23 protein-coding genes and 1 tRNA gene are annotated in these 26,344 nt (G+C 40.5%); 21 read left to right on the top strand and 3 right to left on the bottom strand.

All coding sequences use genetic code 11. The features are described 5' to 3' along the window. The first annotated feature begins 262 nt into the window (after window positions 1–262). The 17 genes from M5U24_RS17155 to M5U24_RS17075 all read left to right on the top strand — a co-directional run bounded on the left by M5U24_RS17155 (window position 263) and on the right by M5U24_RS17075 (window position 18,894). Entirely contained in the window at window positions 263–1,684 is a 1,422-nt protein-coding gene (locus M5U24_RS17155; protein WP_099323701.1) for an IS66 family transposase, read from the top strand. Between the two features lie 254 nt (window positions 1,685–1,938). Then, window positions 1,939–3,639 (top strand): cytochrome P460 family protein, encoded by a 1,701-nt coding sequence (locus M5U24_RS17150; RefSeq protein WP_172953463.1) that lies wholly within the window; start codon window positions 1,939–1,941, stop codon window positions 3,637–3,639. Window positions 3,640–3,660: 21 nt separating this feature from the next. After that, window positions 3,661–4,014: a hypothetical protein gene (locus tag M5U24_RS17145; RefSeq protein ID WP_164995109.1), complete on the top strand. Its 354-nt coding sequence runs from the start codon at window positions 3,661–3,663 to the stop codon at window positions 4,012–4,014. A gap of 2 nt (window positions 4,015–4,016) precedes the next feature. Continuing rightward, the gene (locus tag M5U24_RS17140) at window positions 4,017–4,973 is read left to right on the top strand and encodes a hypothetical protein (protein WP_099323698.1); all 957 of its coding nucleotides are present in this window, start codon (window positions 4,017–4,019) and stop codon (window positions 4,971–4,973) included. A gap of 185 nt (window positions 4,974–5,158) precedes the next feature. Next, window positions 5,159–6,118 (top strand): hypothetical protein, encoded by a 960-nt coding sequence (locus M5U24_RS17135; protein ID WP_099323697.1) that lies wholly within the window; start codon window positions 5,159–5,161, stop codon window positions 6,116–6,118. Between the two features lie 149 nt (window positions 6,119–6,267). Beyond that, on the top strand, window positions 6,268–6,444 hold the full coding sequence (locus M5U24_RS17130; protein WP_099323696.1) for a DUF1328 family protein: 177 nt from the start codon (window positions 6,268–6,270) through the stop codon (window positions 6,442–6,444). Between the two features lie 248 nt (window positions 6,445–6,692). Then, the gene (locus M5U24_RS17125; protein WP_099323694.1) at window positions 6,693–6,983 is read left to right on the top strand and encodes a coiled coil domain-containing protein; all 291 of its coding nucleotides are present in this window, start codon (window positions 6,693–6,695) and stop codon (window positions 6,981–6,983) included. Between the two features lie 74 nt (window positions 6,984–7,057). Beyond that, window positions 7,058–7,606 (top strand): rubrerythrin family protein, encoded by a 549-nt coding sequence (locus M5U24_RS17120; protein ID WP_099323693.1) that lies wholly within the window; start codon window positions 7,058–7,060, stop codon window positions 7,604–7,606. A gap of 301 nt (window positions 7,607–7,907) precedes the next feature. Beyond that, window positions 7,908–8,117 (top strand): hypothetical protein, encoded by a 210-nt coding sequence (locus tag M5U24_RS17115; protein ID WP_157775639.1) that lies wholly within the window; start codon window positions 7,908–7,910, stop codon window positions 8,115–8,117. 49 nt (window positions 8,118–8,166) lie between these two features. After that, on the top strand, window positions 8,167–9,879 hold the full coding sequence (locus M5U24_RS17110; protein WP_298203106.1) for an IS4 family transposase: 1,713 nt from the start codon (window positions 8,167–8,169) through the stop codon (window positions 9,877–9,879). Further along, entirely contained in the window at window positions 9,809–10,429 is a 621-nt protein-coding gene (locus M5U24_RS17105; RefSeq protein WP_298203104.1) for an IS4 family transposase, read from the top strand. The genes M5U24_RS17110 and M5U24_RS17105 overlap by 71 nt, the downstream gene beginning before the upstream one ends. A gap of 1,451 nt (window positions 10,430–11,880) precedes the next feature. Further along, the gene (locus M5U24_RS17100; RefSeq protein ID WP_099323689.1) at window positions 11,881–12,642 is read left to right on the top strand and encodes a transposase; all 762 of its coding nucleotides are present in this window, start codon (window positions 11,881–11,883) and stop codon (window positions 12,640–12,642) included. Window positions 12,643–12,756: 114 nt separating this feature from the next. Beyond that, window positions 12,757–13,476, top strand: coding sequence for a transposase (locus M5U24_RS17095; RefSeq protein WP_099323688.1), 720 nt, complete (start codon window positions 12,757–12,759; stop codon window positions 13,474–13,476). A 294-nt stretch (window positions 13,477–13,770) separates the two neighbouring features. Continuing rightward, window positions 13,771–17,349, top strand: coding sequence for a pyruvate:ferredoxin (flavodoxin) oxidoreductase (nifJ, locus tag M5U24_RS17090; protein ID WP_099323687.1), 3,579 nt, complete (start codon window positions 13,771–13,773; stop codon window positions 17,347–17,349). Window positions 17,350–17,399: 50 nt separating this feature from the next. After that, a complete protein-coding gene (locus tag M5U24_RS17085) occupies window positions 17,400–17,870 on the top strand; it encodes a HyaD/HybD family hydrogenase maturation endopeptidase (RefSeq protein ID WP_099323686.1) in 471 nt (156 codons plus the stop codon). A gap of 46 nt (window positions 17,871–17,916) precedes the next feature. Next, the gene (gene kdsA, locus M5U24_RS17080) at window positions 17,917–18,750 is read left to right on the top strand and encodes a 3-deoxy-8-phosphooctulonate synthase (RefSeq protein WP_099323685.1); all 834 of its coding nucleotides are present in this window, start codon (window positions 17,917–17,919) and stop codon (window positions 18,748–18,750) included. A gap of 71 nt (window positions 18,751–18,821) precedes the next feature. Then, window positions 18,822–18,894: transfer RNA gene (locus M5U24_RS17075), tRNA-Thr, on the top strand. Between the two features lies 1 nt (window position 18,895). Here the strand turns inward: M5U24_RS17075 and M5U24_RS17070 are convergent. The 3 genes from M5U24_RS17070 to M5U24_RS17060 form a co-directional block, all read right to left on the bottom strand. Further along, on the bottom strand, window positions 18,896–19,186 hold the full coding sequence (locus M5U24_RS17070) for a tyrosine-type recombinase/integrase (RefSeq protein ID WP_099323684.1): 291 nt from the start codon (window positions 19,184–19,186) through the stop codon (window positions 18,896–18,898). Between the two features lie 273 nt (window positions 19,187–19,459). Next, complete coding sequence (locus M5U24_RS17065; RefSeq protein ID WP_099323683.1) at window positions 19,460–19,699, bottom strand: integrase core domain-containing protein; 240 nt, start codon at window positions 19,697–19,699, stop codon at window positions 19,460–19,462. After that, window positions 19,651–19,950, bottom strand: a complete 300-nt coding sequence (locus tag M5U24_RS17060) for a DDE-type integrase/transposase/recombinase (RefSeq protein ID WP_157775636.1) — start codon at window positions 19,948–19,950, stop codon at window positions 19,651–19,653. Before M5U24_RS17060 ends, M5U24_RS17065 begins: the two co-directional genes overlap by 49 nt. A 278-nt stretch (window positions 19,951–20,228) precedes the next feature. On the opposite strand from M5U24_RS17060, the gene egtD reads away from it, so the two are divergent. From egtD to M5U24_RS17040, 4 genes are all read left to right on the top strand, one after another. Then, window positions 20,229–21,230, top strand: a complete 1,002-nt coding sequence (egtD, locus tag M5U24_RS17055; RefSeq protein ID WP_099323681.1) for an L-histidine N(alpha)-methyltransferase — start codon at window positions 20,229–20,231, stop codon at window positions 21,228–21,230. A gap of 20 nt (window positions 21,231–21,250) precedes the next feature. Beyond that, window positions 21,251–24,658, top strand: coding sequence for an IscS subfamily cysteine desulfurase (locus M5U24_RS17050; RefSeq protein ID WP_099323680.1), 3,408 nt, complete (start codon window positions 21,251–21,253; stop codon window positions 24,656–24,658). Between the two features lie 524 nt (window positions 24,659–25,182). Next, on the top strand, window positions 25,183–25,737 hold the full coding sequence (locus M5U24_RS17045) for a winged helix-turn-helix domain-containing protein (RefSeq protein WP_099323679.1): 555 nt from the start codon (window positions 25,183–25,185) through the stop codon (window positions 25,735–25,737). 144 nt (window positions 25,738–25,881) lie between these two features. Next, on the top strand, window positions 25,882–26,289 hold the full coding sequence (locus M5U24_RS17040) for an IS630 family transposase (RefSeq protein WP_099323678.1): 408 nt from the start codon (window positions 25,882–25,884) through the stop codon (window positions 26,287–26,289). Window positions 26,290–26,344 lie beyond the last annotated feature (55 nt).

Raw genomic sequence — 26,344 nt, 5'->3', positions numbered from 1 at the left:
TCAGCGAAAATAATTTAGAATTTACTTGACAGCAGAAATGTTACAAACAAGCAATTTACCTGGTAGTGTATGTATATGTTTGTAAATGCGTTAAAAACAGGCAGCAAGATGCCGTGCATAGAGACGTGTGTGGGGTCTGTTCAGTTATAGAATTTCGAGCCCTTGTGGTGTGTTATAGAGCGAAAGAAAAGGGTGAAAAAACCTGCAGTATAATAGATGCAGTAGATAATTTCAGGCTAATTATATATACAGGTATCATCCATTGACGATAGAGAATATAGACGTAGACGCAACACTCCAAAAAGTAGAGAAGCTGCTTTCAGAAGAGAAAGGGCTGTCACCGGCGGTGAGGTCAATGATAGAGTTGTTGGTATTATTGATAACACTGCTGGTAGGACGTCTGAACCGGAACAGCCGCAACAGCAGCAAGCCTCCCTCAAGCGATCCGAATCGCAAGAAAGAAAGCAAGGCGAAGGGTGAAAGGAAGGCAGGCGGGCAAAAGGGCCGTGATGGAGTAACGCTCAAAAAGGTAGACAATCCTGATGAGGTGGAAGTAATAAAAGTAGACCGGAGGAAGTATCCGCGCAGCAAATACAAGGTGGTAGGTTACGAAGCACGCCAGGTGTTTGATATAAAGATTTCGCGTGTAGTAACGGAGTATCGTGCAGAGGTAGTAGAGGATGCGAAAGGGAACCGGATTGTAGCGTCATTTCCGGAAGGGGTAACAAAGGCGGTGCAGTATGGTCCGGATTTGAAAGCGCATGCAGTCTATATGTCGCAGTATCAATTGATACCCTACAAGAGGATACAGGAGTATTTTGAAGGACAGATTGGGATACCGCTGAGTGAAGGTTCTGTTTACAACTTTAACAGGGAAGCCTACGAGTCATTGGAACCCTTCGAAGTGAGAGCCAGGGAAGAACTTGCAAAATCAGAGGTGATGCATGTGGATGAAACTAGTATCAACAAGAATGGAGACAGGTATTGGTTGCACAGTGCATCCAATAGTTTGTGGACGTACTTTTTCCCGCATGAAAGACGTGGAACAGAAGCGATAAATAGTATCGGGATATTACCTGAATTTAAGGGGATTCTTTGCCACGACCATTTGAAGTCGTATTACACCTATAGCAACTGTACGCATGCGTTGTGTAATGCACACCACTTGAGGGAATTGGATGGTGTGTGGGAAGATGATAATAAGCAGGAGTGGGCGAAAGAGATGAAAGCATTACTTAAAGAGATAAACCGTGCGACGAGTGATGCCGGGGGAATGCTGGGAACTGATGAGTCAGAAAAATACCGGCAAAGGTATAGGAAGATACTCCAAAACGCAGAAGCCGAAAGCCCTCCTCCTGATGAAACGAACCGTAAGGGAAAAAGGGGGAGGGTAAAAAGGACAAAGGCACGGAATCTTCTGGAACGATTGAGGACGTATGAGGGTGATGTGTTGAGGTTTATGGACAATAAAAATGTTCCCTTTACGAACAATTTGGCAGAAAACGATATCAGGATGACGAAGGTTCAGCAGAAGATATCTGGCTGTTTTCGTTCTTTGGAGGGAGCGAAAATTTTCTGCCGCATTCGGAGTTATCTCTCGACCTGTCGAAAACAAGGTGTAAATTTGAGCCGGGCATTACAGATGCTATTCCGTGGCGAATTGCCTGATTTTGCTAGCTCGTAGCGACAGTGGGTGAAAATACGCTGAATAGATACCAAAATTTTGCAATTAGCCTCAATTTTGAGCGGGGATGCTTTAATTTGCTAAAGTTTATGATGGAGAACAGGTGACAGAGACGATGCTCTTAAAAGGTAACTATTCAGCGTAAACGATACTATGTTCAGTACAAGGTTTGGGAACGAGCCGTGTATCGTTTACGCTGAATAATTACGAATGCAAACTAAAATTAAATCAAAAAATTAATGAGAGGGATAAAAGTGAAAAAATATTTATTATCATTATTAGTTGTAATTGCAATTGGTTTTTTCCCCATAATAGGATGTAAAAAAATAGGTAGGGGATACAAATCTGAAGAATCAACAGAAACGGTCGAAAAAAGTACACCTGCGTCTGCTAAAGAGAAATCACCATACGTTTCTGAAGAAGAAAAGACCGGAATTACAGGAGAAGGAACATCTTTGGAGACGGAGAAAGGATTGCCTGAAACAGAAAAAACGGAAATGATAATAACAGATGCGGAGGGGAAAGCAAAGGAACTCTGGGATACGATACACAAAGAGAATTACAAACTGAATTGGAAGTTATGGCCGGATACGGGAGACTTTTATAAAGGAAGGCAGCCACATGGGGAATTGCTGACTACCTATGTGAATGATATTGCATATGATGCAATTAAAAATAAGAAAGGAAAGCTGTCCTCTGGAGCGATAATTATTACTGAGAATTATACATCAGATAGAAACATTACCTTTATAACAGTAATGCATAAAATAAAAGGCTTCAATCCGCTTGCGAATGATTGGTTTTGGGTAAAATATGAAACTGATGGTGAAATTACAACTGTTAAAAAAAATAATAAGGCATTAAAGTTGGCAGGAAAAGTTGCTGATTGTATAGAATGCCATAGTTTGCAGACCGACAATGATTATATTTATACAAGTCCGATTGTGGACATAGGGAAAGAAATAAGCGAGACAAAAAAGAAAGAAGAAGAAGTTATGAATGCCAAAAGGATAGCTACTGAAATCTGGAATAAAATGAAGAGTGACAATTACCAGGAAAGTTGGAAAATGTGGCCAGATAAAGAGGCTTTCTATAATGGAATTGATCCACATGGGACTTTATTGAGCACGTATGTAAATGAAGTGGCTTATGATTCTATTGTCAGTAAGAAAGAGTCCATGCCTTTTGATGCTGTTATCGTTACTGAAAACTACATGTTTGATAAAAGTTTAGAATACATTACCGTAATGAAGAAGATAAAAGGTTTTAATCCTGAAAACAATGATTGGTTTTGGATCAAGTTTAAACCAAATGGTGCAATAATGACTGAAGAAAAATATGGGAAAACTATTTCTTTGGCTGGTAAAGTCGATAACTGCATTTCTTGTCACAAAAACCAGTTTCTTAATGATTATATTTATACAAGTTTTGTAAAAAGTATTACAAAAAAAGAAATAACAGAGGAAAAACCGAAAGGAACCGAGCCTGTTTATGAATTAATGGCGAAAGAACTATGGGAAAGAATGCAAAATGAAAAGTATCGGGAAAACTGGAAAATGTGGCCCGGGAAAAATGCTTTTTATGAAGGAACAGAACCACATGGGTTTTGGCTTACCACATATGTAAACGATCTCGCCCATGAGGCAATTAAACATAAGAAAGGTGAATTACAACCAGGTGCGATAATAATTAAAGAGAATTATAGAAAGGATAAAAACATTGATTCTATAACGGTAATGCAGAAAATAAAAGGTTTTGATCCTGATGCGAAGGATTGGTTCTGGATTAAATATGAACCGAATGGTGACGTTATGGTCACAGAGAAAGAAGAAGGCGGAGAGACGAAGACCATCAAGCTGGCCGGTAAGCTGTCATCATGTATTAAATGCCATGGGGCACAGACCAGTAATGATTATATCATGACAACTCCTTTAAAAGTAATGCATACCTACTAATCGATTAAGCATTTGGAGGCAATGAAGGAATCGGGAATGAAAAAATATTTAATAGTTATATTGTTTCTGTTGCTTAATACTACTATTGCTTTTTCGGGAGAAATTTACGGAACAATAAAAAAAGATGGAAAGCCAATAGCAGAAGGGTCAGAGATAAAACTTGAAATGCTAACATCCGGAAAGACTTACTCTTCAAAATGTGCACAATATGGATCCTATTCATTATATGTGCCGGGGAAAGGACGTGGCCTTCTTATAATACGGAATGAAGAATTAATGTCAGAACCGATTTTAATATATATCTATGAGAATGCGATCCAATATGATTTCGTTTTAGAAGAAAAAAACGGTTCTTTCCTGGCAAGGAGAAGATAAGCATGGCGGAGAAAGAAAAAGCTAAAAAAGAAAAATATTTGGGTACTAAATTTGAAAAGTTTACTACACATTATCTAGGGCCATGTGGCAGCCTGATTATTGCAACTGCAATACTTATTTCAGGATATTTAGGTTCCAATTATTTAAAGGAGCGGGCAGATGCTAAAGCACGTTCAGAAAAGGGTGTACTCACCATGGAGGCAATACAGATATACTCCGATATGATGAGGGAACAAGAAGAGGCGGAAAATAAATTGCACGAAGATATGTTTAATTCAAGTATGAAAGTGTTTTCTATGCCGGATACCTGTAAACTTGAAGAACAAATATTAAATTTGGAACTTCTTGCTTTAAACTTCCATGAAACTTTTAATTTGAAACCTTTTTTTAGTTTTATAAGAGAACAAATACAAGTTTCTTCGGGATATGCCCCGAAAGAAATATATTTAACTCGTTTATATGCTACAGCAAAATCGATAATGAAAAAGCAAATGATGGTTTTAGAAGGAGAGGGTGAGAAATTTTCACGAATGGTAGATTTGGAAAGGCTGGGGCAAATTCAGGGAAGTCTTCAACTAGAAGAAGAAAGTCTTATTGTAGAAGGGATAAAGAGAAACTATAAAATTTATGTACGAAAAGCGAACGATAAATTAAAAGAAATGTTGGTCAGGTTGGAAATAAGAACACAGAGAAAATCTTCAGAAGACGTTAATACAATAATTTCTGAGTATAGGCTAGATTATTTTAATTTTCCTATGATTCATAATGTTACCCTGTTACATGATCAACGGTGTGCAATTGTATTGAATGAATTTACAGAATCATGTGCGGATATCACACTGGTAACATTCCCTGGTTCTTTGGCCGTAAGGGGAAAACCCTATTATCAGGAAGTGATTCAAAACCTCCTCATGACAGGAAAATTATTTGATGAAAATATCAACAAAGAACTTTGGTAGCCTTATAATATGAACAAAGTATTTTGTTGGAAAAGTGTCTAAAAAAACTGTAACGATTTTCTGGAGAAATAATAGTAATAGAAATGCCTTTTTTAAAATCAATGTTATTTATTTTGAAACAGAACCTATTCATATAGGATTGTAAGATAAAAGAATGTTGATTCCTTTATACAGAGAAAATAAGCATGGAATATGAGAAAGAAGAGACGAATATTCAATATTGTAGCAGGGTAGAAAGGCTTATCAGTTGTTATATCGGACCATGCGGAAGTCTTTTTGTTGCAACGGCTATTCTTGTTTCCGGATATTTAGGCTCCAATTATTTAAAGGAACGGGCGGCTGCTAAAGCACTTACAGAAAGAGGAGTACTCACCATGGAAGCAATTCAAGTCTACTCCGGTATTATGAGGAAACAAGAAGAAGCGGAAAATAAATTGCGTGAAGACCTGTTCAATTCAAGTATAAAAATATTTTCTGAAGCTGATACGTTTAAACTGAATGAGCAAATGTTAAATTTTGAACTTATTGCAAATAATTTCCATGAAAGTTTTAATCTGAAACCATTTTTTGAATATATGAAAGAAAAAATGTCTGTTTCTTCTCTATCCAATAATATGCATAAAGAGTATTTAACGCGTTTGTATCAAACTGCACAGACAATAATTGAAAAGCAGATGTTGATTTTGGAAGGAGCCGGCGATAAATTTTCGCGAATGGTTGATATTGAACGGCTTGAACAAAGCCATGGGTCCCTTCAGTTAGAGGAAGATAACCTTATGGTAGAAGGTATCGAGAGAAACTATAAAACGAGTGTAATAAAAGTCAACATCGAATCAAAAGAAATATTAGTCAGGCTGGAAGTCAGGACGATAAAGGAGAATGCTACGGAAGTCGATAAAAAAACTACCGAGTTTTGGGTAAGCCTTTTCGATTTTCCTATGATTCATAATGTTACTTTGTCGTATGATCAACGGTGTGCAATTGTACTGAATGAATTTACAGAATCATGTGCAGATATAACGCTTGCAACGTTTCCTGGTTCCCTTGCAAGCAGGGGAAAGCCGTATTATCAGGAAGCAATTCAAAACCTTCTTGTGACGGGCAAGTTATTTGTTGAAGATAGCGACAAAACAAAACAATGGTAGTCTGCGTCAGTCAATTCTTTTGTCAGATATTCTTACTGCAGGTGCATTTTTGATAAACATATTTTTCCCATTTGTTGTTAAGGGTTTTTTGCATGAAAACTGTAGAAATCGTTATTTAAATTTTTTTTAAAATGAAAGGAGATAGTACTATGCTTTACTGGGCTTTGGTTTTTTTTATCATTTCAATTGTTGCTGCTTTTTTAGGTTTTGGCGGGTTGGCTGCTGCGTCGGCAGGGATAGCAAAGATATTGTTCTTTATTTTTATAGTTGTCTTTATCTTCTTTTTGATAGCCGGATTATTCGGGAGGCGAAGACCGCCGGTTTGAAATACTTTTTCAGACTTTCAAGGTGTGGAAAAGCAAAATATGTTTCATCTTATACCATTTTAAAAGGAGATATAAATTGTTAAGAACGATACTGATAGTACTACTCGTTTTGGCTCTTCTTGGGGCATTACCGACGTGGCCCTATAGTATAAGTTGGGGGTTTTATCCAAGCGGTTCTTTGGGATTTATCCTGATAATTTTACTCATTTTACTTTTAATCGGGCGTATTTAGAAAGAGGAGATTTGTTATGGATAAGAGAAAGGCATATGAAGAAAAGCTAGATGCACAACTAAGGGAATGGAGATCAAAGATTGAGAATTTAAAGGCCAAAGCGGACAAGGCAAATGCAGAAGCAAAGATAGAATACTATAAGAACATCGATTCATTGGAAAACGACTATAAAGCATTGCAAGGCAAGCTCCAACAACTCAAATCTGCAGCAGAAGAATCCTGGGAAGATATCAAAGCAGGGTCAGAAACAGCTTGGGAAGCACTGAAATCCGCTTTTAGCAATGCAATGGCAAAATTTAAAGATTAATCATGAAAACCAGTGACAATGAAGGAAGTTTTTAAGCATATTTTATAATTAAACCAGTGGGGAGGAATATACACATGAGAAAGATGACAGAACAGAATATGATTAATGCATTTGGGGGTGAAAGTCAGGCCTTTATGCGCTACACCCATTTTGCGAACCTGGCTGATAAAGAAGGCTATCCTAATGCCGGTCGATTATTCAGGGCAATTGCTCATGCAGAAACGATTCATGCAAGAAGCCATTATGAAACATTAAAACATTTGAACGGTGGATTTGTGGCGAATAGTGCTGCGACTTTCGGTCCCGGTGAAACGCTAAAGAATCTGGGTCTTGCTCTGATGGGGGAAGAGTTTGAAATCAATGAAATGTACCCTGTTTTTATTGAAGTTGCAAAATTTCAGAAGGAAAATGATGCACAACGAAGTTTTGAATGGGCTTTGGGAACAGAAAAAATGCATAAAAAGCTGTTTGATAAGGCGAAAGATGCAGTGAATAATAATAATGATCCAAAACTTGATGCAATCCAGGTATGTTCCGTTTGTGGTTATACTTTGGAGGGTGAAGCTCCTGACACGTGCCCTCTTTGCAATGCTACTAAAGAAAAATTTGAAAAATTTGCTTAAGTATTTTCCTTTATCATTATTATAAATATAGGGACACTTCCTCTTATTTTCCCAGATCAATCAAGAAATATGGGAAGTGTCCTGATTATTCTCATATGCCTTGAGTTTTAATTATATGCCCTTATAGACTCCTCTTGGATCAACCACATCATACGTGGAAATATTGTATTTCCACTTCTTTTGATCATTTTACCTAAAATAATTTGCCATTGATACCAACCTGTCTTCGCCCTTTATTTCCTTCATTATTGGCTACGAGGGGAATGCCTTTGCTTTCACTGGAAATGTAGAAGATGATCTCTTGAGCATCACAGTCGTGTATCCCATGCGTGAGGAAGCGGTAAAAGGATTTCTGGATCTGGCAAAGGATGATTGGTCAGTTGTTAATGAGTTAGTTGTACACAGCCAGCTTATCAGGAAGGAATACGACGAAAACATCTTCTATAGTCAAACAAATATGATTTTAGAATATTTACACACCCCTAAATCCCCTCTTTTTAGCTGGGGATGACCCATATTTTTTGCTGGACACCGTGTTAACCGTATGTTACACTGTGTACATGCTTAGAGTAGGAGGTCGAATATTTTCAGATGATGTAATAAAGCGTTTATCAGAAACTATCCAAAAGGAACCCTGTCTATCGCGTCGTAAACTGTCGCGTCTGGTATGCGAATGGATGGACTGGAGGAATCAAGCGGGCCGTTTGCAAGAGATGAGTTGTCGCAAGGCGTTATTGGAATTGGATCGTCGTAAAGAGATCAATCTTCCAAAGGTGAACAAGCATTATGCATTTCAAAAAGTCAATAAACCTGCGGAGGCGCCTCCGATTGCGGAAGTGTCATGCGAGCTAGCGGAGTTGGGTGACGTAGAGATTATACGGGTTACAACGAGATTCCATTCGAAACTTTGGCGTAGCATGTTAGAAGCGCATCATTATCTTGGAAGTGGGCCCCTATGCGGGGCGCAACTTCGGTATCTTGTACGCAGTGAACATTACGGATGGATAGGAGGGCTAAGTTATAGTGCCTGTGCCAGACGGGTGGAAAGTCGCGACGAGTGGATAGGATGGACGGAGGAAGCACGTAAGCGGAATCATACGTTTGTTATCAATAACAGTCGGTATTTAATAGCGCCTACGGTAAGAGTAAAATGTTTGGCATCGCATGTATTGGCAAAATGCCAAACACGTTTGGTAGATGATTGGGAAAGAGTGTATAAATATCGTCCTGTACTTTTAGAAACCTATGTGGAACGAGGACGGTTTTCCGGAAGCTGTTATCGGGCAGCTAACTGGAAGTATGTAGGAGGCACGGAAGGTCGAGGACGAAAAGGAACAGGTGCAACGGTCAAAGACGTTTATGTTATGCCGTTGCAAAAGAAATGGCAGGCGGTGTTGTGTTGTTGTGCCGATGGCAAAGTACATGTTCGCCAAAGAGTGGCACAAAAAGAGCCTCGGGATTGGATAGAAGCGGAACTTGGAGGAACAAAATTGGGCGATGCACGATTGACCTCAAGACTTTTAGAAATGACAGGTATGTTTTATGACAAACCTTTGGCAAACATTCCGCAGGCGTGCGGCTCAGTCAGTGCGACTAAGGCTGCATACCGATTCCTTGACAATGAGAATGTAGATTGGAAGGCGATATTGCAAGCTCATTATGAGGCCACGGAAGAGCGTGTGAAGGAGAATAGTTTGGTTTTGGTAGCGCAAGATACTACGACTCTGAATTATAGCACACATCCGAATACGCAGGGGTTAGGGCCGATAGGTACTAAGAGTGAAAAAGTTCGTGGACTGATGGTGCATGATACGATGGCGTTTACTGAAAGTGGTACACCCTTGGGACTTCTGAATGTGCAATGCTGGGCGCGGGACGGAATAGGCAGCAAACATGAACGACACAAGAAGCCTATCGAAGAGAAGGAAAGCTGGAAATGGGTGGAGAGTTACCATGCAGTATCGCAAGTACAGAAACGCTGTCGAAACAAATCTTTGCTGGTGGTTGTGGCAGATCGTGAGGCCGATATTCACGAGGTATTCGCTGAGCAGTATAATACGCCTGATGGCGCTCAGTTGCTGATCCGTGCAGAACGTTCGCGCAATAGAAAGGTTGTTGATGATAAAGAATCATGCGAGTTTTTGTGGACTAAACTGGAACAGCAACCGGTTATAGGTACCCGCGAAATATTGATACCTCCGAGTGAGAAACGCTCCGCACGTCAGGCAATACTTATGGTACGAACGGTGCCTGTTACGCTGCCCCCTTTTTAAAAAAAATATTTCTGGGGGGGGGGTGTGGGCGGTGCTGGCGCAGGAAGTCAATCCGCCTATAGGAATTGATGGGTTAGAATGGATGCTGTTAACCACAGTTGCGGTTAAGCAAGAAAAAGATGCTTACGAACGTTTGGAATGGTATGCTCGCCGATGGGGTATTGAGTGTTATCATCGTATTATCAAGAGCGGTTGTCGTGTCGAGTCCCGGCAGTTGGAGAGTGCCCGTCGTCTGTGCAACGCTTTGGCCATTGATATGATTATAGCTTGGCGTATCCATTACCTGACTACTTTAGGACAAGAAACACCTGATGTCCCTTGTACTGTCTACTTCAGCGATTCTGAATGGAAAGCATTGACAACTTTTGCGAACAAGGTCAAGGAGCCTCCTGATTTACCTCCAAGCCTCAATGATGCCGTGCGGCTTTTAGGTAAACTTGGCGGTCATCTGGGTCGCCGTGGTGATGGCCATCCCGGAAGTGAAGTACTTTGGCGAGGCATGTCACGTTTGGCTGATATTGAAGTTGCTTACGAACTTTACACCACTTAGCCTTCAGCTCAATTGGCCGTACAACTACGGTGCTCTTGAAATTTGTGGGTAAAGATTAGCTTTTTAGAGGGGACTTCCGGCTTTCTCCTATAAAAAGAGGGGTGGTAGCGGAGCAGACGGGGTGTGTATTACATGCTGCGTTATCCTGAATTTCCAAAACTTGATTTGTTTGGCTATAATGGAATAATATAAATTAGGTTGGGTTTTTGTCTTTTAAAAACCCAACCTAATTTATAAACTGGGGCTAGTGCACTATAGCCGCAACTAAAAAAGTTACTTGGTACTGAATAACGAATACTATCGTTTGTTTTTTTGACAAATTTGAAATTCTAATATCAAAATCCGAAACAAATTCGAACGACAAAAAACAAATGCTCCAAACTTTACGGAAGCCTCATCTAATTAATGCCTTACGGTTATGCATTCTGAAAAACGAGTATTAGAAACAAGAAGTTGATGGATAGTAGTACAAAGGATACAGAACATAAATGACACAAAGAAAAACTTACAAAAAGGGGAACCACAGATTACACAGACTTCGTCGTGAGCTCAGTCGAACGATTGCACAGATTAAAAAATTCACTACAAATTTACCAATGACCAATGTGACTAATGATATTTCCTTAGCGTGTTCAGGTTTGCAAACCTGAACACGCCGGGAGTTGTGTAATGTTTATGCTGAATAGTTGCGTTTTTGTGTTATTTTTTAGTTTGACTTCATAGATTTTTTATATAGCATACCTAATGGCAAAGGTTGGGGGCAGAAACGAGAGGGGCAATGTTTTATGTTGCCTGTCAAAGGATAGGCCACACAATGAAAAGTAATAATCGTTGTGTGGCTTTTTTTGTTTCAACGCAATGTCCATCTTTCGGACATAGCGACGTTAATCTAATCTAATCTAATTTAATGTAAGATAAAATTCAGTTTTTACGTGTAAAATTATTTTCTTTTTATTATTATTAATGGTAACTATTCAGCGTAAACGATACACGGCTCGTTCCCAAACTCCAGTTTGGGAATGCATTTGTTCGAGAAACTCCGGTTTCTCGCCTGTTTGCTGATAGATAGGAAATAAAATCACAGGGTTCAGACAGTTTGTAATTTGTCAAGTCAGACCCTCACTGGAAACAAAGTTTCCAGTGCAATTGCGTTCCCAAACTGGCAGACTGGGTCAAATGAAAAACATTTATGGCCTAAAAAGGTCACATAGGGAAATAAGAAACTATTTTCAGCCAAACAACCGTTCGCCAGGCAGTCGTTGTGTACAGGTTTTGGCCAGACATAGGTAAAATGACGTAAGTATTTATAAATCAACAAATTAAAGTCAAAAAACCCTTGACTATCCGTATGGTTTATGCTAACATAACCACTTGTAAAATAAAGAGATAAATCTATTTTACGGTTTGTTTTCATCACACATGATTGCATTAAACGAGGAGACAAGGGGAATATGGCATATATTATAGGGAACAGAGATCAAAACACACTTTTTCCACCGGTAATACAAGATTATGTAGGAAAAGAAGATCCTGTGAGGGCGTATGATGCATTTATAGAGAGCTTAGACCTTCAGGAAATGGGTTTTGAGATCAATGCGTATAAAGCCGGTGCGCATGAATATCATCCAAGGGCGCTCTTAAAATTAATCGTATATGGATATGCCTATGGGGAAAGGAGTTCCCGCAGACTGGAAAGGGCGTACTATCATAATCTATCCTTCATGTGGTTAGTATCCGGTATAAAACCTGATTACCGTACGATATCGAGATTTCGCAGAGAGAATAAAGAAGCGATAAAGCAGGTTTTAAATCAGAATGTAAAATTCTGTATAGAGATTGGATTGATAGCGGGAAACATCTTGTTTATAGACGGGAGTAAATTCAGGGCGAATGCCTCTATAAATAATACGTGGGATGAAAAGAAGTGCGGGAAATATTTAGAGATAGCGGAGAAAAATATAGAAAGGATAATGGAAGAAGCCGAACGGATAGACAAGGAAGAAGACAGTAAGGGGTCATTAGTGAAGCTAAAAGAAGAGCTTCAGAGCAATGAGAAATTGCAGGCGAAGGTAAAAGAGATATCGAAGAAACTCAAGGAGAGCGGTAAAGAGAAGATCAATACTACGGATAGTGATAGTGTCAATGGCAAGACAAGCAGACTGGGTCAAATGGACAATTTTATCCTATTTTACGACAGGCATTCTCCACTTTAATGGGAAAACAGCACTAAATATGGTCTAAAACAGGCATAATGCGAGGAGTTGCCCCCACTTTTGAGACAACAAAGTTCATTTGACCCAGTCTGAAGGCAGGGGAGTCATGCAATAATGAATTGCCAGGTAAGCACGGACAAGAAACACGGATTAATAGTAAACAGCGAAGCCGTTAGTCAGAACAACGATCTGAATCAACTCTCAGGGCAGGTGAAACAGTGTACAGAAACCTTGGGGAAGCCGCCGGCAGAGGTAGTGAGCGATGCGGGATATTTCAGTCTTAAAGATATAGAGAAAGTACCGGAAGATGTAAAGGTAATAATGCCGGGCAGAAGGCAGGCGCAAAAAGAGAACAAGAAAACGGAGTTAGAGCCGTTTGGTAAGGAAGAGTTTAGCTACGATAAGGAAAAGGATGTATATATTTGTCCTGAAGGAAAGATACTTGAGAAGAAAGGATTCGCATTTGGTTCTGAGGAGAAAGTAAGTTACAAGGCCGTAGGTAAAGAGTGTCGTGAATGCCGGCATTTTGGAAAATGCACTACCTGCAAAGATGGTAGGCGGGTAGTGCGAATGGTAAAACTAGAAGAACTTAAAGAGCGACTCGAAGAAATATACCACGAGGAAGAAAGCCAGAAGCTCTATAAATTGCGTAAAGAAAAGGTAGAATTACAATTTGGTCATATGAAACGGAATTTAGGAGCCGGTCAATTTTTATTGCGGGGCAGGGAAGGGGTTGATGCAGAACTATCAATTCTATCAACCTGTTTTAACATGGCGAGAATGATAACCATAATTGGTGTGCCAATGTTGATTGCAAAGTTCAATAGCATGTAAAACCAGAGGGATTAGACACCGGAATGCACTAATAAAGATATACTACGGGAATTTTTAGACCTGCTACAAAATAAAGTGTCGAAAAAAATTATTCTATACTTTTTAAGCCGAATATACACCATCGCTGCAACTTTTATTTGACTCAGTCTGTGGAGTTTGGGAACGAGTTACGTTCTGAGCTCCGGTAGTTTAATAAATTACGCTGAATAGTTACTATTAATGAAGAAATTATGCTTTTCTGGCCCCAATTAAGTATTTTAGTAATGGATAAATATAATCTGCAAGGAGAAAGGAATGAATCGTAGGACAGTAATCGTCGATGGTTGTACCGCATGCGCACATGTAGTACATGCTACAAACGAAATAATTACAATCTATCCAATAACCCCGTCTTCCCCAATTGCGGAGATTTGCGACGCTAAGTCAGCAAAAGGACAAGTAAACATATGGGGCACAGTTCCCAAAGTGAGTCAGATGCAGTCAGAAGCCGGTGTCGCAGGCGCTGTCCACGGGTCTTTAACGACAGGGGCATTAGCCACGACTAATTCTGCTTCCCAGGGGCTGTTACTTATTATACCGAATATGTATAAAATAGCAGGCGAATTAACGCCTACTGTTTTTCATATAACAGCTCGCTCGCTTGCATGCCAGGGGCTGTCGATATTTGGTGATCATTCTGACGTAATGGCTGCCCGTGCTACCGGATTCGCAATGTTGTGTTCCCAGAATGTTCAGGAAGCAATGGATTTTGCCCTTATATCACAGGCAGCGACTCTTGAGTCTAGGATTCCATTTATTCATTTCTTTGACGGTTTCAGAACCTCTCACGAGGTACAGAAGATTGAGGAACTAAGCTTTGATGATATGCGTGCGATGATAAATGACGATCTTGTTATTGCCCATCGCAAAAGAGGGCTTTCCCCGGATCATCCCGCTATCAGAGGCACATCACAGAATCCTGACGTGTATTTTCAAGGCAGGGAGACGGTGAATAAATACTACAACGCAACTCCCGCGATAGTGCAAAAAGTGATGGACAGATTTGCAGGTATTGTTGGTCGCCAATATAAACTATTTGATTATTATGGAGCGCCCGATGCGGAAAATATCATCGTCATTATGGGTTCAGGCGGTGAAACAGTTGCAAACACCATTAGCGCCCTTAATAAAAACGGTAAAAAACTTGGGCTTCTGCAGGTCAGGTTGTTCAGACCTTTTGATATTGATACGTTTGTAAAAACATTGCCGGTAAGCGTAAAAGCTATTGCGGTGCTTGACAGGACAAAGGAGCCTGGTGCGATTGGTGAACCACTCTATCTTGATGTGAGAACTGCGATAAGCGAGGCGATGGAAAAAGGCATTGCAAAATTCAGGGAGTATCCAAAGATAGTCGGCGGAAGATATGGACTTGGGTCAAAAGATTTTACCCCTGCAATGGTAAAGGCCGTATATGATAATATTTCAAAAGAGACCCCAAAGAATCACTTCACCATTGGTATTGATGACGATGTATGTAATACGAGCCTGGAATATGATGAAAACTTTAATAATGATGAAAGCAAGGTATTTCGGGCATTATTTTACGGATTAGGTTCTGACGGCACGGTAGGCGCCAATAAAAACACTATAAAAATTATTGGCGATGAAACGGATAATTATTCACAGGCATATTTTGTTTATGATTCGAAGAAAGCCGGCGCTACAACCGTATCACATCTGAGATTTGGGAAAGAAAAAATCAATAAACCCTATCTTATTTCAAAGGCGAATTTTATTGCCTGCCACAATCCCGCTTTCCCTGAAAAAATTGATATGTTATCCAATGCAGAAGAAGGCGCAACCTTTCTTCTCACAACTTCGCATACCAGGGATGACGCATGGGACTCACTGCCCGTTGAAGTCCAGGAACAACTCATTAAGAAAAAAATGAAGCTTTATATAATCGATGCCATTTCACTTGCCGAAGAAATTGGCCTTGGCGCAAGAATAAATATGATAATGCAAACAGCCTTTTTTGTTATATCGGGTATTATCCCAAAAGAAAAAGCAATAGAGTCTATTAAAAAAGAGATTAAAAAGACTTATATAAAGAAGGGCGAAGAAGTGGTGAAGTTGAATTATGAAGCAGTTGACCGGGCGCTGCAAAGTATTATCGAGGTGCCGATTCCTGATAAAGCCAAGAGCAAGGTAAGGATGATTAAGCCTGTACCGGATAATGCACCTGAATTTGTCAGGAATGTAACAGCAAAATTGCTTGCAAATAAAGGAGATTCATTGCCGGTATCGGCAATCCCGGATGACGGGACCTGGCCAACAGGAACTACGCAATATGAAAAAAGAAACATTGGCGTCCATATTCCTGAATGGGAACCTGACGCATGTATACAATGTGGTCAGTGTTCTTTTGTGTGTCCTCATGCTTCAATCAGAATTAAAGCATATGATCCTTCGTTGCTCAAAGATGCTCCTCGTGCTTTCAAATCCATAGATGCGACGGGAAAAGATCTTCAGGGGCTTAAATTTACGGTACAGGTTGCTCCTGAAGATTGTACCGGATGTGCATCTTGCGTGTTCAATTGCCCTGGTCAGAAAAAGGACTCTAACGGTAATAAGATACCAGGGGTTAAGGCGATTAATATGAAATTACAAGAACCTTTACGATGCATTGAAGCAGAAAATTATGATTTCTTTTTAAAGCTGCCGGAAACCGATACATCAAGGTTCAGTATTTCGAACGTAAAAGGCAGTCAATTTGTAAAGCCGCTCTTTGAATATAGCGGCGCCTGTGTTGGTTGCGGGGAGACCCCATATATTAAATTACTTACACAATTATTTGGCGACCGGTTATTGATAGCAAACGCAACTGGTTGCAGTTCTATTTATGGTGGGAACCTGCCAACTACTCCTTACACAAAGCGGGATGACGGAAGGGGGCCTGCATGGTCAAACTCATTATTTGAGGATACGGCGGAGTTTGGCCTTGGTATGCGGCAAGCGGTGGATAATTTCCACAAACAGGCAGTAGAACTTATTAATAAACTATCAGTAAAAGATACTTATGCTGGTTCTAAAGAACTATTTGATGCGCTAATTGATGCAGACCAATCGAATCAGAAATCAATTGAAGAACAAAGAGAGCGTGTTGAAAAACTTAAACAGTTGTTAAAAAATGATGGTTCTTCAGAAGCAAAACACCTGCTTTCTCTTGCAGATTATCTGGTGAAAAAATCTGTATGGTCTGTAGGTGGCGATGGCTGGGGATACGATATCGGCTATGGCGGCGTAGACCATGTTTTGGCGTCCGGGGAAAATATTAAACTGCTTATATTGGATACAGAAGTGTATTCAAATACGGGCGGGCAGATGTCAAAGGCGACCCCTTTAGGGGCAATTGCACAATTTGCTGCAGGCGGGAAACGGACTCCAAAGAAGAATATTGGCATGATTATGTCAAATTACGGCAATGTCTATATTGCCCAGGTAGCTTTTGGAGCGAATCAGGCACAAACGCTCAAGGCATTTATTGAAGCGGATGCATATAAAGGCCCTGCTTTAATCATAGCATATTCAACTTGCATTGCGCACGGTATGGATATGAGCAAGGGAATAGAGGCGCAAAAAAAGGCCGTTGCTTGTGGATATTGGCCCCTATATCGTTACAATCCTGACCTTGAAGCACAAGGCGAAAATCCTTTCGTAATCAACAGTAAGGATCCATCAATCCCATTTGAAGAATATGCTTACCGCGAAAATAGATATAAGGCCCTTAGGTCAGCCAATCCTGAGATGGCAAAAGAGTTGATGAAGCTTGCGGAAGCAGATATCCAAAGGAAATGGAAATTGTTAAAACATATGGCAGAATGGAAGCCGTAGAAATACATTAGGATGAACCCTCTGTTTTCACATACCAGAACATATTATGGATGGGGAAATACAATAAAATAAAAATCATAGGAATTGGCAATCTTCTCTTAATGGATGAAGGTATTGGAATCCATGCAGTAAATGAATTGTTGAAGCATAAATTACCGGAAAATATCGAAATATTTGACGGTGGTACCGGCGGGTTTAAACTTCTTGAACTTATGTATGAAGCAGGCAGGGTTATCTTTATAGATGCGGTTGATAATGGTAAGAAACCCGGTGCAATAATCAGCTTCAAAGGCAACGCCATTTATTCTTCTTATCGAAAAATCAGATATTCCTTACACGAAACTGACTTGTTGGAAGTGATTAAAATGGCAACACTTCTCGACAATCTCCCAGAGATAAGGATTATTGGAGTCCAGCCAAAAACTGTTAAATACGGAATGAAACTTTCCATGGAATTAAAAAATGCAATACCTGAAATAATAGAGAAGGTATTTAAGGAAATTGGTAGCTTTTCGGCATAGTCTATTAAACTACCGAAGCACAACTCGTTCCCAAACTCCCGAAACTATGTCAAATAAAATACCATTAAATAACTTTTCGATAGGCGAATCTGAATTATTTTTTATCGCAGGGCCTTGCATAATAGAAAGCGAAGAAAGCTGTTTTCGGTTAGCGGAAACGTTAAAGGACATTTTTCTTAAAAATAAGGCACCTTTCATATTTAAAGCTTCATATGACAAGGCAAACAGGACTTCCGTCCATTCGTACAGAGGCCCCGGCATTACAAAAGGGCTGGAAATATTACGTAAGATTAAAGAACGGTTGAAGATTCCAATCCTGTCCGACGTACATTGCACGGAAGAGATATCAATGGCGGCGGATGTGCTTGATATTATTCAAATCCCCGCTTTTTTGTGCAGGCAGACGGATTTAATCGTCGCTGCGGCAGATACCGGTAAACCTGTTAATATAAAAAAAGGGCAATTTTTATCGCCTTGGGATATGAAATCGGTTGTTGAAAAAATAAGAAGCACCGGAAACGGGCAGATTCTTCTCACAGAACGAGGCGCGTGTTTTGGATATAACAATTTGGTAAGCGATATGCGTTCCCTGATTATTATGAAAACGTTAAATTGTCCTGTTATCTTTGATGCAACCCACAGTACACAGCTTCCTGGAGGGCAGGGAAGCATGTCCGGCGGTGATAGAACTATGGTAGCGCCGCTTGCAAGAGCGGCTATCGCAACAGGTGGGTGTGACGGACTCTTCCTGGAAGTGCATGAGCATCCGGAACGGGCGCTTTCCGATGCCGCCACAATGCTGCCGTTGAATGATTTGCAGTTCCTTATAGAACAAACGAAGGATATTTACAACATTGTAAGAAAATCTGTAAAATTGTAATACTTTGCTATAAAAGATTGAAAATCGGTAAATTTGTTTTATAATCGCGACATAATTTTATTATGCAATAAGCCCGCGTAGCTCAATTGGCGGAGCACGTCATTCGTAATGATGAGGTTGTCGGTTCGACTCCGATCGCGGGCTCTTATTTTATAAGGGTTTTCAGGCCGTTGATACATTTCTGTTTACCCCCACTGTAGTCAACTTTCTCTAAAACCTCGATCCCACCCCTTAAACTTTCAGGACAATGATGTGCATAACGCTGGGTCATGGTGATGTTAAGATGCCCTGGCAGTTTTGATATTCTGTAAATATCAATGCCCCTTTGCGCTAACCTTGTCGCAAAGCAATGGCGTACATCGTGGAAATGAAAGTTTTGTATGCTGGCATTTTCCTTGGCAATATCAAACGCCCGGACAAGATTTCTACGGTTCATCTTGTGTTGATTCACCGTAAATGGGAATTTTCGAATTTAAAATAAACTACTAAAGCTGTAGCTTTACCCCAGACCCCCATGGTTTATTTTAGGTATAAGAGGAACTCTGGTTCGTCATTCTTTGGTTGTGAGCGAAATAGGATCGATTTGCCTCCTCTCTCGGAATGACGATCCGTCGTTCCTCGTCCGGCTATCCCTCGGCGGATTGCTCCCCAGCAGAGCCCGCCTCTGTTTTGTCGGACGGCACGATTCTATTCCTTCACCGCCTTTCTGTCAAACGATCTTTCGTTTAGCCGCCCGCCGTTGCCGCGCTTCACTTAATTTTCGGTCTCGTTCCAAAAAGATTTCTTTTTTACGTCCGAGCAATTTGTCCTGCGGGGCGATATAACCTATTGCGCTATGTAATCGTTTCGTGTTGTAATGCACAACAAATTCATCCACGATTCGCCGGGCATCTTGCAGGTTTACAGGGCAATAGGAGCGAATACTTCCTGCTTTATTGTCTTGTGCCATCTTTCTATTTTTCCGTTACTTTGAGGATAGAAAGGTGTTGTTTTAACATGTGCCGTCCCGCTTATCCGGAGATAGTCCTTGAAATCCTTTGCTATGAACTGTGGACCATTGTCAGAAATGATCCTTGGTTTGACATTTGGATACTTCTCTTTAGCCCGTTTCAGGATAATTTCCACCTCCGTTTCCTTCATTGTTTTCCGGATTTCCCAATGGACTATTTGTCTGCTATAACCGTCTAAAACGGCACGCATACTCTCTCTGCAGGATATGGGGAAGGTCTTGCCGTTCCCCATTTGCATGGGAGCAAGCCTTTGTCAATTTCTTGTATAAAATCGGGTAATGTGCTGCACATTATCCATTTTCTTATAGTTCACCTATAATTCCACATCCTTCTTCCCTACGCCTCTCTTCTTTGGTGTTCAATAGGGCTGATAAAATAAAAAGATCTTGTAATTTTCTTTGTTTTTATTAAACTGAACACCCGATAGAAAAAGGCAATTTCCTGTCATCTTTGGAGGAGAAACATCTAATGCCAACTTCAAAAATTGAAGAGCGGTTTATGCTTACAACAACCGATGACGAGATCTTCATAAATAACTTCTCCGAAGACGTCAAAATCGGTCTTGCCTCTGAGTCCAAATACCTTCCTTTTGTTTATTTCTATGATCATATCGGATCACAGTTGTTTGAGAAAATCTGTGAACTCCCGGAATACTACCCGACGCGCACAGAAACGAATATCCTTGAGACAAACGTGGATGATATTGTCTCTCGATTTCCGAAAGAGACTGCTCTTATAGAATTAGGAAGTGGGAGCTCAACAAAAACAAGAATTTTAATAGAGACCTTCCTTAAACATCAAAGTCTGGCTTATTATTCTCCTATAGATGTGTCTCGCCAAATGCTTGAGGAAAGTTCTTATTCTCTGCTCAAGGCATATCCGAATCTGGAAATAAATGCAATTGCCGCTCGATATAATGAAGGAATTCATCAATTAAATATCCAGGCAGCACAACGGAAACTCATTATATGGTTAGGGTCAAGTATTGGTAACCTTGGTAGGTCAGAGGTGACGACTCTTCTACGACATATACAGAAAATAATGCTCCCCAATGACAGGTTTCTGGTCGGCATAGATTTACAAAAAGATAAAACTATTATAGAAAATGCCTACAATGATTCACAGGGTATCACTGCTGAGTTCAACCTGAACCTCCTCACACACGTGAATAGAGAACTTGGAGGTAATTTTAATATCGAAAAATTTGATCATAAGGCAATTTACAATGAAAAAGTTGGACGAATTGAGATGTACCTGATCAGTAATATTGATCAGAAGGTCTTCATCCGTGACATTGAATTAGAGGTTTGTTTTAAGGCGAATGAAACTATCCACACGGAAAACTCATTCAAGTATTCACTCGACGATATTGATACGCTGGCAGAAAAGACAGGCCTTTATGTGGAACAGCAATGGTTTGACCCTGAACGGTTTTTCAGCCTGAACCTGTTTGCGCCGTCTATTGATTAATAGTAGTAAAAGGAATATTTATGGAATCAAGAAGCAGTATTAATGATAAACATGCAATTTGCGGAATCTGCCCGGCAGGCTGCTGGGTTACCGTTACCTACGATGAGAAGGGAATGATTGATAAAGTATGCCCTGATCGAAGCTCTCATCTGGGGATGATTTGCAAGCTCGGAGAACACTCTGCGGAAATTGTATATTCCAAAGATCGACTTCGCTACCCGATGCGGAGAAAGGGTCCAAAGGGGACATATGAGTTTGAGAGGATTTCCTGGGATAATGCTTATGATATTATCGTTGAAAACCTTAATAAAATTAAAGAAGAGTCAGGACCGGAGGCTACTGCTATTTATACCGGACGGGGAAGCTTTGAGCTTGCCATGTGTGACATCTTTCAGCCGAAGGGCGTGGCTGTTTCATCGGCATCAAGCGTTTTGTTTCCATTTGGTTCACCAAATACTCTTGGTGTGGGGGCTCTCTGTTACGTTTCATTTGCTATGATTGCTCCTCATACTACTATGGGGGGGATGCTGATTAATATGTTTTCGGATCTTGAAAATGCCCAGATGATAGTAGTCTGGGGGACAAATCCTGCTACCGATTGTCCGCCGTTTGATCTTAATAGAATTGTTAATGCACAGAAGCAAGGTGCGCAGATTGTCGTAATTGATCCACGAAGAACCATGACAGCAAAGCTTACCGATGCGGAGTGGATTCCAATACGCCCTGGTACTGATGGAGCCCTTGCTCTTGGTATGTGCAATGTTATCATAGAAGAGGAATTATATGACGAGGACTTTGTAAAAAATTGGTCAGTTGGTTTTGATGACCTTGCCAGATATGTTCAACACTTCGGGCCGGATGCCGTAGAAAGCATTACGGGTGTGCCGGCAGAGACAATTAAATCTCTTGCCAGGAGAATTGCAGAGGCAAACGGCGCTTCACCCATCATGTATAGCGGACTTGAGTATAGTGACAGTGGCGTTCAGGCAATACGCGCAACAATGGTTCTCTGGGCGCTTGCAGGACAGCTTGATGTGCCAGGTGGGCGTTGTTTTACCATGCACCAGAACAATTTCCCTATCAATCGTGAAGATCGCATTGCCAATCCTGATGTACGAAAAGCATTGGGCAGAGAACGCTTTCCTGTTTACAGTGCATACCGTGGTGAATCTCATGCAATTGCGTTACCGGAATCTGTACTTGAGGGAAGACCCTATCGTATCCGATCTCTCATCATTCTTGGAGGGTCAATCATTACCGCCTGGCCTCAACCTGCTGTCTGGCGTAAGACATTGAATAAACTTGATTTTCTTGTATCTGTCGATCGCCAATTAACGGCAGATGCCGCTTATGCAGATATTGTCCTTCCGGCAACTACCATGTATGAAATTGAATCATACATGACATATGGTCCAATCTTTCGAATCAGAGAGAAGGTTATTGAGCCTGTTGGAGAAGCTCGCAATGATTTCTTTATCCTGTCGGAACTGGCAAGGAGACTTGGATATGGACACCTTTATCCGAAGAATGAGGAAGAGCTCCTTAGGCATGTATTAAAGGGTTCAGGATTCGCACTGGAAGATGTTCAGCATGCAAAAGGAACGGTGCAGACGCCTACAGTAATGATGCAGTATAAGAAATGGGAAAAGGGATTATTGCGCACTGATGGTAAGCCCGGATTTGATACCCCAACAGGAAAATTTGAAATAGCTTCAACTATACTTGAGGAGCACGGTTATGATCCTTTACCCATCTACACAGAACCGGGAGAAGGCCCTCATTCACAGCCTGATCTTGCAGAGGAATTTCCACTTGTTTTCAATTCGGGGTCGCGAGTAACCACGGATTTCCGTTCTCAGCATCATGGTATATCCGGATTACTGAAAGAAAGACCCGAACCGACTGTAACGATTAATACCCTGGATGCGGAAGCCCGTAACATTAAGAGTGGAGATCTGGTAAATATTATGACAAAGCGCGGTACAGTTACGATGTGTGCGCTGGTTACTGATGATATTGTTCAGGGCGCCATTGATGCCAATATGGGTGGTGGAGGACCGGTTGGACCGGAGAAGTGGCAGAACTGCAATGTAAATGAATTAACAGATCTCCAGCGATATGATCCAATCTCAGGCTTCCCTGTATATAAAACCCTTCTGTGTGACGTGGCCAAGGCAACAGAAAGAGAGAAAATAGTTGAAGTAGATTCCGGTGAATACTGTGATACTGCTGGCATGGTAGAATCCAGTGTAAAGCCTCGGCACATTGAGAAGCGTATATATCTTGACCACAATGCCACCACTCCCCTTGACCCTGAAGTAAAGAAAATAATGCTGCAGTTTATAGAGAATGGTCACGGAAATCCTTCGAGCATCTATACCGAGGGAAAAGATGCTCGGTTTGCAGTTGAGGCGGCACGTCGGAGTGTGGCTCAGCTGCTCAATTGTACTGCAAGGCGTATAATATTTACCGGTGGTGGTTCCGAGGCCAATAACCTTGCTGTAAAGGGTGTGGCCTTTGCAAACTGGAATTCTAAAAACCATATTATTACAACCACCATAGAGCATCCTTCAGTTATCAATACATGCGAGTGGCTTGAAAGACATGGATTTATGGTAACATACCTTAAAATTGATAAAACCGGGAAGCTTAATCCGGAAGATTTGAAATCAGCAATCACAGAAAAAACATGCCTGATAAGTGTGATGATGGCGAACAATGAGACAGGTTCTATTAATCCTATAGCAGCTCTGGTCCGTATAGCGAAGGAACGCAACGTTCTATTTCATTCTGATTGTGTGCAGGCGGTTGGTAAGATCCCAATAGATGTGGAAGCTCTTGGCGTGGATTTGCTTACAATGTCAGGGCATAAATTATACGGTCCGAAGGGTGTTGGTGCTTTGTATATTAGTAAAGGAATTGTTCTGGAACCCTTAGTGAATGGAGGTAAACAGGAGAGTGGAATGCGTGCAGGGACAGAAAATGTGTTAGGAATTGTGGGGCTCGGTAAAGCCGCAGAACTGGCTGTACGGCGCATTCATGAAATGGATAGAATCAAGAGGATGCGAGACAGGTTGGAAGCAGGCATACGAGAGTTAATGGCCGAGGCAAAAATGAACGGAAATCCAGAGGCACTATTACCAAATACTTTAAACATGACTTTGCCTGGTATACGTGGAGAGTCGGTGGTTCTTGCTCTGGACCAGAAAGGTATAAGCCTTTCTTCAGGTTCTGCATGCCGTGCCGGATCACCTAAACCTTCACACGCTTTGCTGGCAATGGGACTTACAGAAGAAGAGGCGCATTGTGCACTGCGTTTCTCACTGGGATTTGGTAATATGATGGAAGAAATTGACCGCACCATTACTCTTCTTGGAGAAGTTATCAGAGACAAGAAAACCATGGTACGCTTTGTACCCTGCCGCTGAAGTACTGTTTTGAGGTGTGTACAAAATAGAAGTTTCTGTTTAGGGTTGAAGTGTTGAAAAAAGTAAAATAGTTTGTTGGTATAGACATGTCGTACATTACTTTGTTAAAAATTAAGTGACCAATTTCTTTTTAAGTGTTTGGATTTAAATTTAAAATAGTCATTGGCGAGTTTTTCGTTCTTTGATAAGGCGTTGGTAGAGGCAAATCCGAGTAAGGAATGGCCGCCTGTTTGATTTCGTTGAAGGTAGTAGGCTTCGTTTCTAGGATTTTCGTAAGATAAGCATTTTGTTTGATCCAATAGGTGAAAGTCCATGCAACAAGCCAAAGACTTTGTCGTGAGCTAAGTTGATTTTTAACAAAGTAATGGAAAAGTATAAAAAAGAACTCAAAGGGAAAAAAGAGTTTGCTGAGCAAATAAAAACGTTGGAAAAAGAAAATCGAAAAATATAGTAAAAAGCATTTATTTTTATAAAAATCTGTTTTTTTCTTGCATTTGAATTGTTTCTAGAGTATTAAATTCTGCATGAATCCATTTCTCAGTGAAAAAACCCGAATAGAATTTAAAAAAGCACATAAGAAAGAGCCTCATAGACGTCATGCCGACCGAATCAAAGCTATACTTCTTCTTGATTCAGGATGGAGTTATGAAGAAGTAGCAGAAGCGCTCTTGTTAGACGATCAAACAATCAGGAATTACGAAAAACTATACAAAGATAAAGGTTTCGACGGGCTTTTATCTGACAATTATGTTGGCTGTATGCCAAAACTCACTTGCGAACAAGAAGAACAATTAAAAGATCATATCAGGAAAAACAACTATAGCGCGGCAAAAGAAATTGTTGAATATGTAAAACAGACATTCAATAAGACCTATACACCCGAAGGAATGGTACATACCCTCGATAGATTAGGCTTTACTTACAAGAAAACCACAATAGTTCCAGGCAAAGCAAACCCTGAAAAACAAAAAGAATTTATCGAAAACTACAAACAACTCAAAGAAGAGAAAGCCCCTGGAGATATAGTCAAACAAATAAGGTTTTCGAAAAATTTACACACCCCCGGCCCCTCTTTTTAGGGGGGAGATAAGAAGTCCCCTCTATCAAGAGGGGATTTAGGGGTGTGTTTGATAATATGCCTAGTCAAATAAATCTGTTTTTTAGAAAGCCATTTTATCGCCAAATCTCTAAAATCATATTTGTTTGGCTATAAGATACTTTTTATGGATGGAGTTCATCCACAGCACAATTCTACGTCTGCATATTGCTGGATAGAGAAAGGCAAAAAGAAGGAAATACCCTCTAATACCGGCAGGAAAAGAATAAATTTAAACGGTGCTATTGACATAGAAACCTTTGAAGTAACAATCCGGGAAGATGAAAGCATCAATGCTCAATCAACAATAAAGCTTTTCCATGAAATAGAGTCAAGGTATGCTCAAGCCGGTACTATTTACATAATCTCTGATAATGCTAAATATTACAGGTCTAAGTTGGTCAAAGAATACCTTGCAAATTCGAGAATAAAGATCAAATTTCTCCCTTCCTATTCACCCAATTTAAATCTCATTGAAAGATTATGGAAATTCTTTCGCAAAAAAATATTGTATAACAAGTATTATGATACTTAGTGTCTGAACGAAAACGCTGTAAGCCTTGAAATACGTGGTAAAGGAGGTTGAAAGT

The sequence above is a fragment of the Candidatus Kuenenia sp. genome (assembly GCF_027493735.1).
Lineage (GTDB): Bacteria > Planctomycetota > Brocadiia > Brocadiales > Brocadiaceae > Kuenenia > Kuenenia stuttgartiensis_A.
Note: the sequence above shows the minus strand (reverse complement) of the source record. Positions and strands in the feature narration are given on the sequence as shown.

Excerpts from the sequence above, each read along its gene's own strand:
- M5U24_RS17070 (WP_099323684.1), bottom strand. The coding sequence starts at position 19,186 with ATGAACCGTAGAAATCTTGTCCGGGCGTTTGATATTGCCAAGGAAAAT.
- M5U24_RS17045 (WP_099323679.1), top strand. The coding sequence starts at position 25,183 with ATGAATCCATTTCTCAGTGAAAAAACCCGAATAGAATTTAAAAAAGCA.
- kdsA (WP_099323685.1), top strand. The coding sequence starts at position 17,917 with ATGTCAAATAAAATACCATTAAATAACTTTTCGATAGGCGAATCTGAA.
- M5U24_RS17110 (WP_298203106.1), top strand. The coding sequence starts at position 8,167 with ATGCTTAGAGTAGGAGGTCGAATATTTTCAGATGATGTAATAAAGCGT.
- M5U24_RS17085 (WP_099323686.1), top strand. The coding sequence starts at position 17,400 with ATGGGGAAATACAATAAAATAAAAATCATAGGAATTGGCAATCTTCTC.
- nifJ (WP_099323687.1), top strand. The coding sequence starts at position 13,771 with ATGAATCGTAGGACAGTAATCGTCGATGGTTGTACCGCATGCGCACAT.
- M5U24_RS17100 (WP_099323689.1), top strand. The coding sequence starts at position 11,881 with ATGGCATATATTATAGGGAACAGAGATCAAAACACACTTTTTCCACCG.
- M5U24_RS17040 (WP_099323678.1), top strand. The coding sequence starts at position 25,882 with ATGGATGGAGTTCATCCACAGCACAATTCTACGTCTGCATATTGCTGG.
- M5U24_RS17065 (WP_099323683.1), bottom strand. The coding sequence starts at position 19,699 with ATGGCACAAGACAATAAAGCAGGAAGTATTCGCTCCTATTGCCCTGTA.
- M5U24_RS17135 (WP_099323697.1), top strand. The coding sequence starts at position 5,159 with ATGGAATATGAGAAAGAAGAGACGAATATTCAATATTGTAGCAGGGTA.
- M5U24_RS17125 (WP_099323694.1), top strand. The coding sequence starts at position 6,693 with ATGGATAAGAGAAAGGCATATGAAGAAAAGCTAGATGCACAACTAAGG.
- M5U24_RS17120 (WP_099323693.1), top strand. The coding sequence starts at position 7,058 with ATGAGAAAGATGACAGAACAGAATATGATTAATGCATTTGGGGGTGAA.
- M5U24_RS17050 (WP_099323680.1), top strand. The coding sequence starts at position 21,251 with ATGGAATCAAGAAGCAGTATTAATGATAAACATGCAATTTGCGGAATC.
- M5U24_RS17095 (WP_099323688.1), top strand. The coding sequence starts at position 12,757 with ATGAATTGCCAGGTAAGCACGGACAAGAAACACGGATTAATAGTAAAC.
- egtD (WP_099323681.1), top strand. The coding sequence starts at position 20,229 with ATGCCAACTTCAAAAATTGAAGAGCGGTTTATGCTTACAACAACCGAT.
- M5U24_RS17145 (WP_164995109.1), top strand. The coding sequence starts at position 3,661 with ATGAAGGAATCGGGAATGAAAAAATATTTAATAGTTATATTGTTTCTG.
- M5U24_RS17060 (WP_157775636.1), bottom strand. The coding sequence starts at position 19,950 with ATGCGTGCCGTTTTAGACGGTTATAGCAGACAAATAGTCCATTGGGAA.
- M5U24_RS17140 (WP_099323698.1), top strand. The coding sequence starts at position 4,017 with ATGGCGGAGAAAGAAAAAGCTAAAAAAGAAAAATATTTGGGTACTAAA.
- M5U24_RS17130 (WP_099323696.1), top strand. The coding sequence starts at position 6,268 with ATGCTTTACTGGGCTTTGGTTTTTTTTATCATTTCAATTGTTGCTGCT.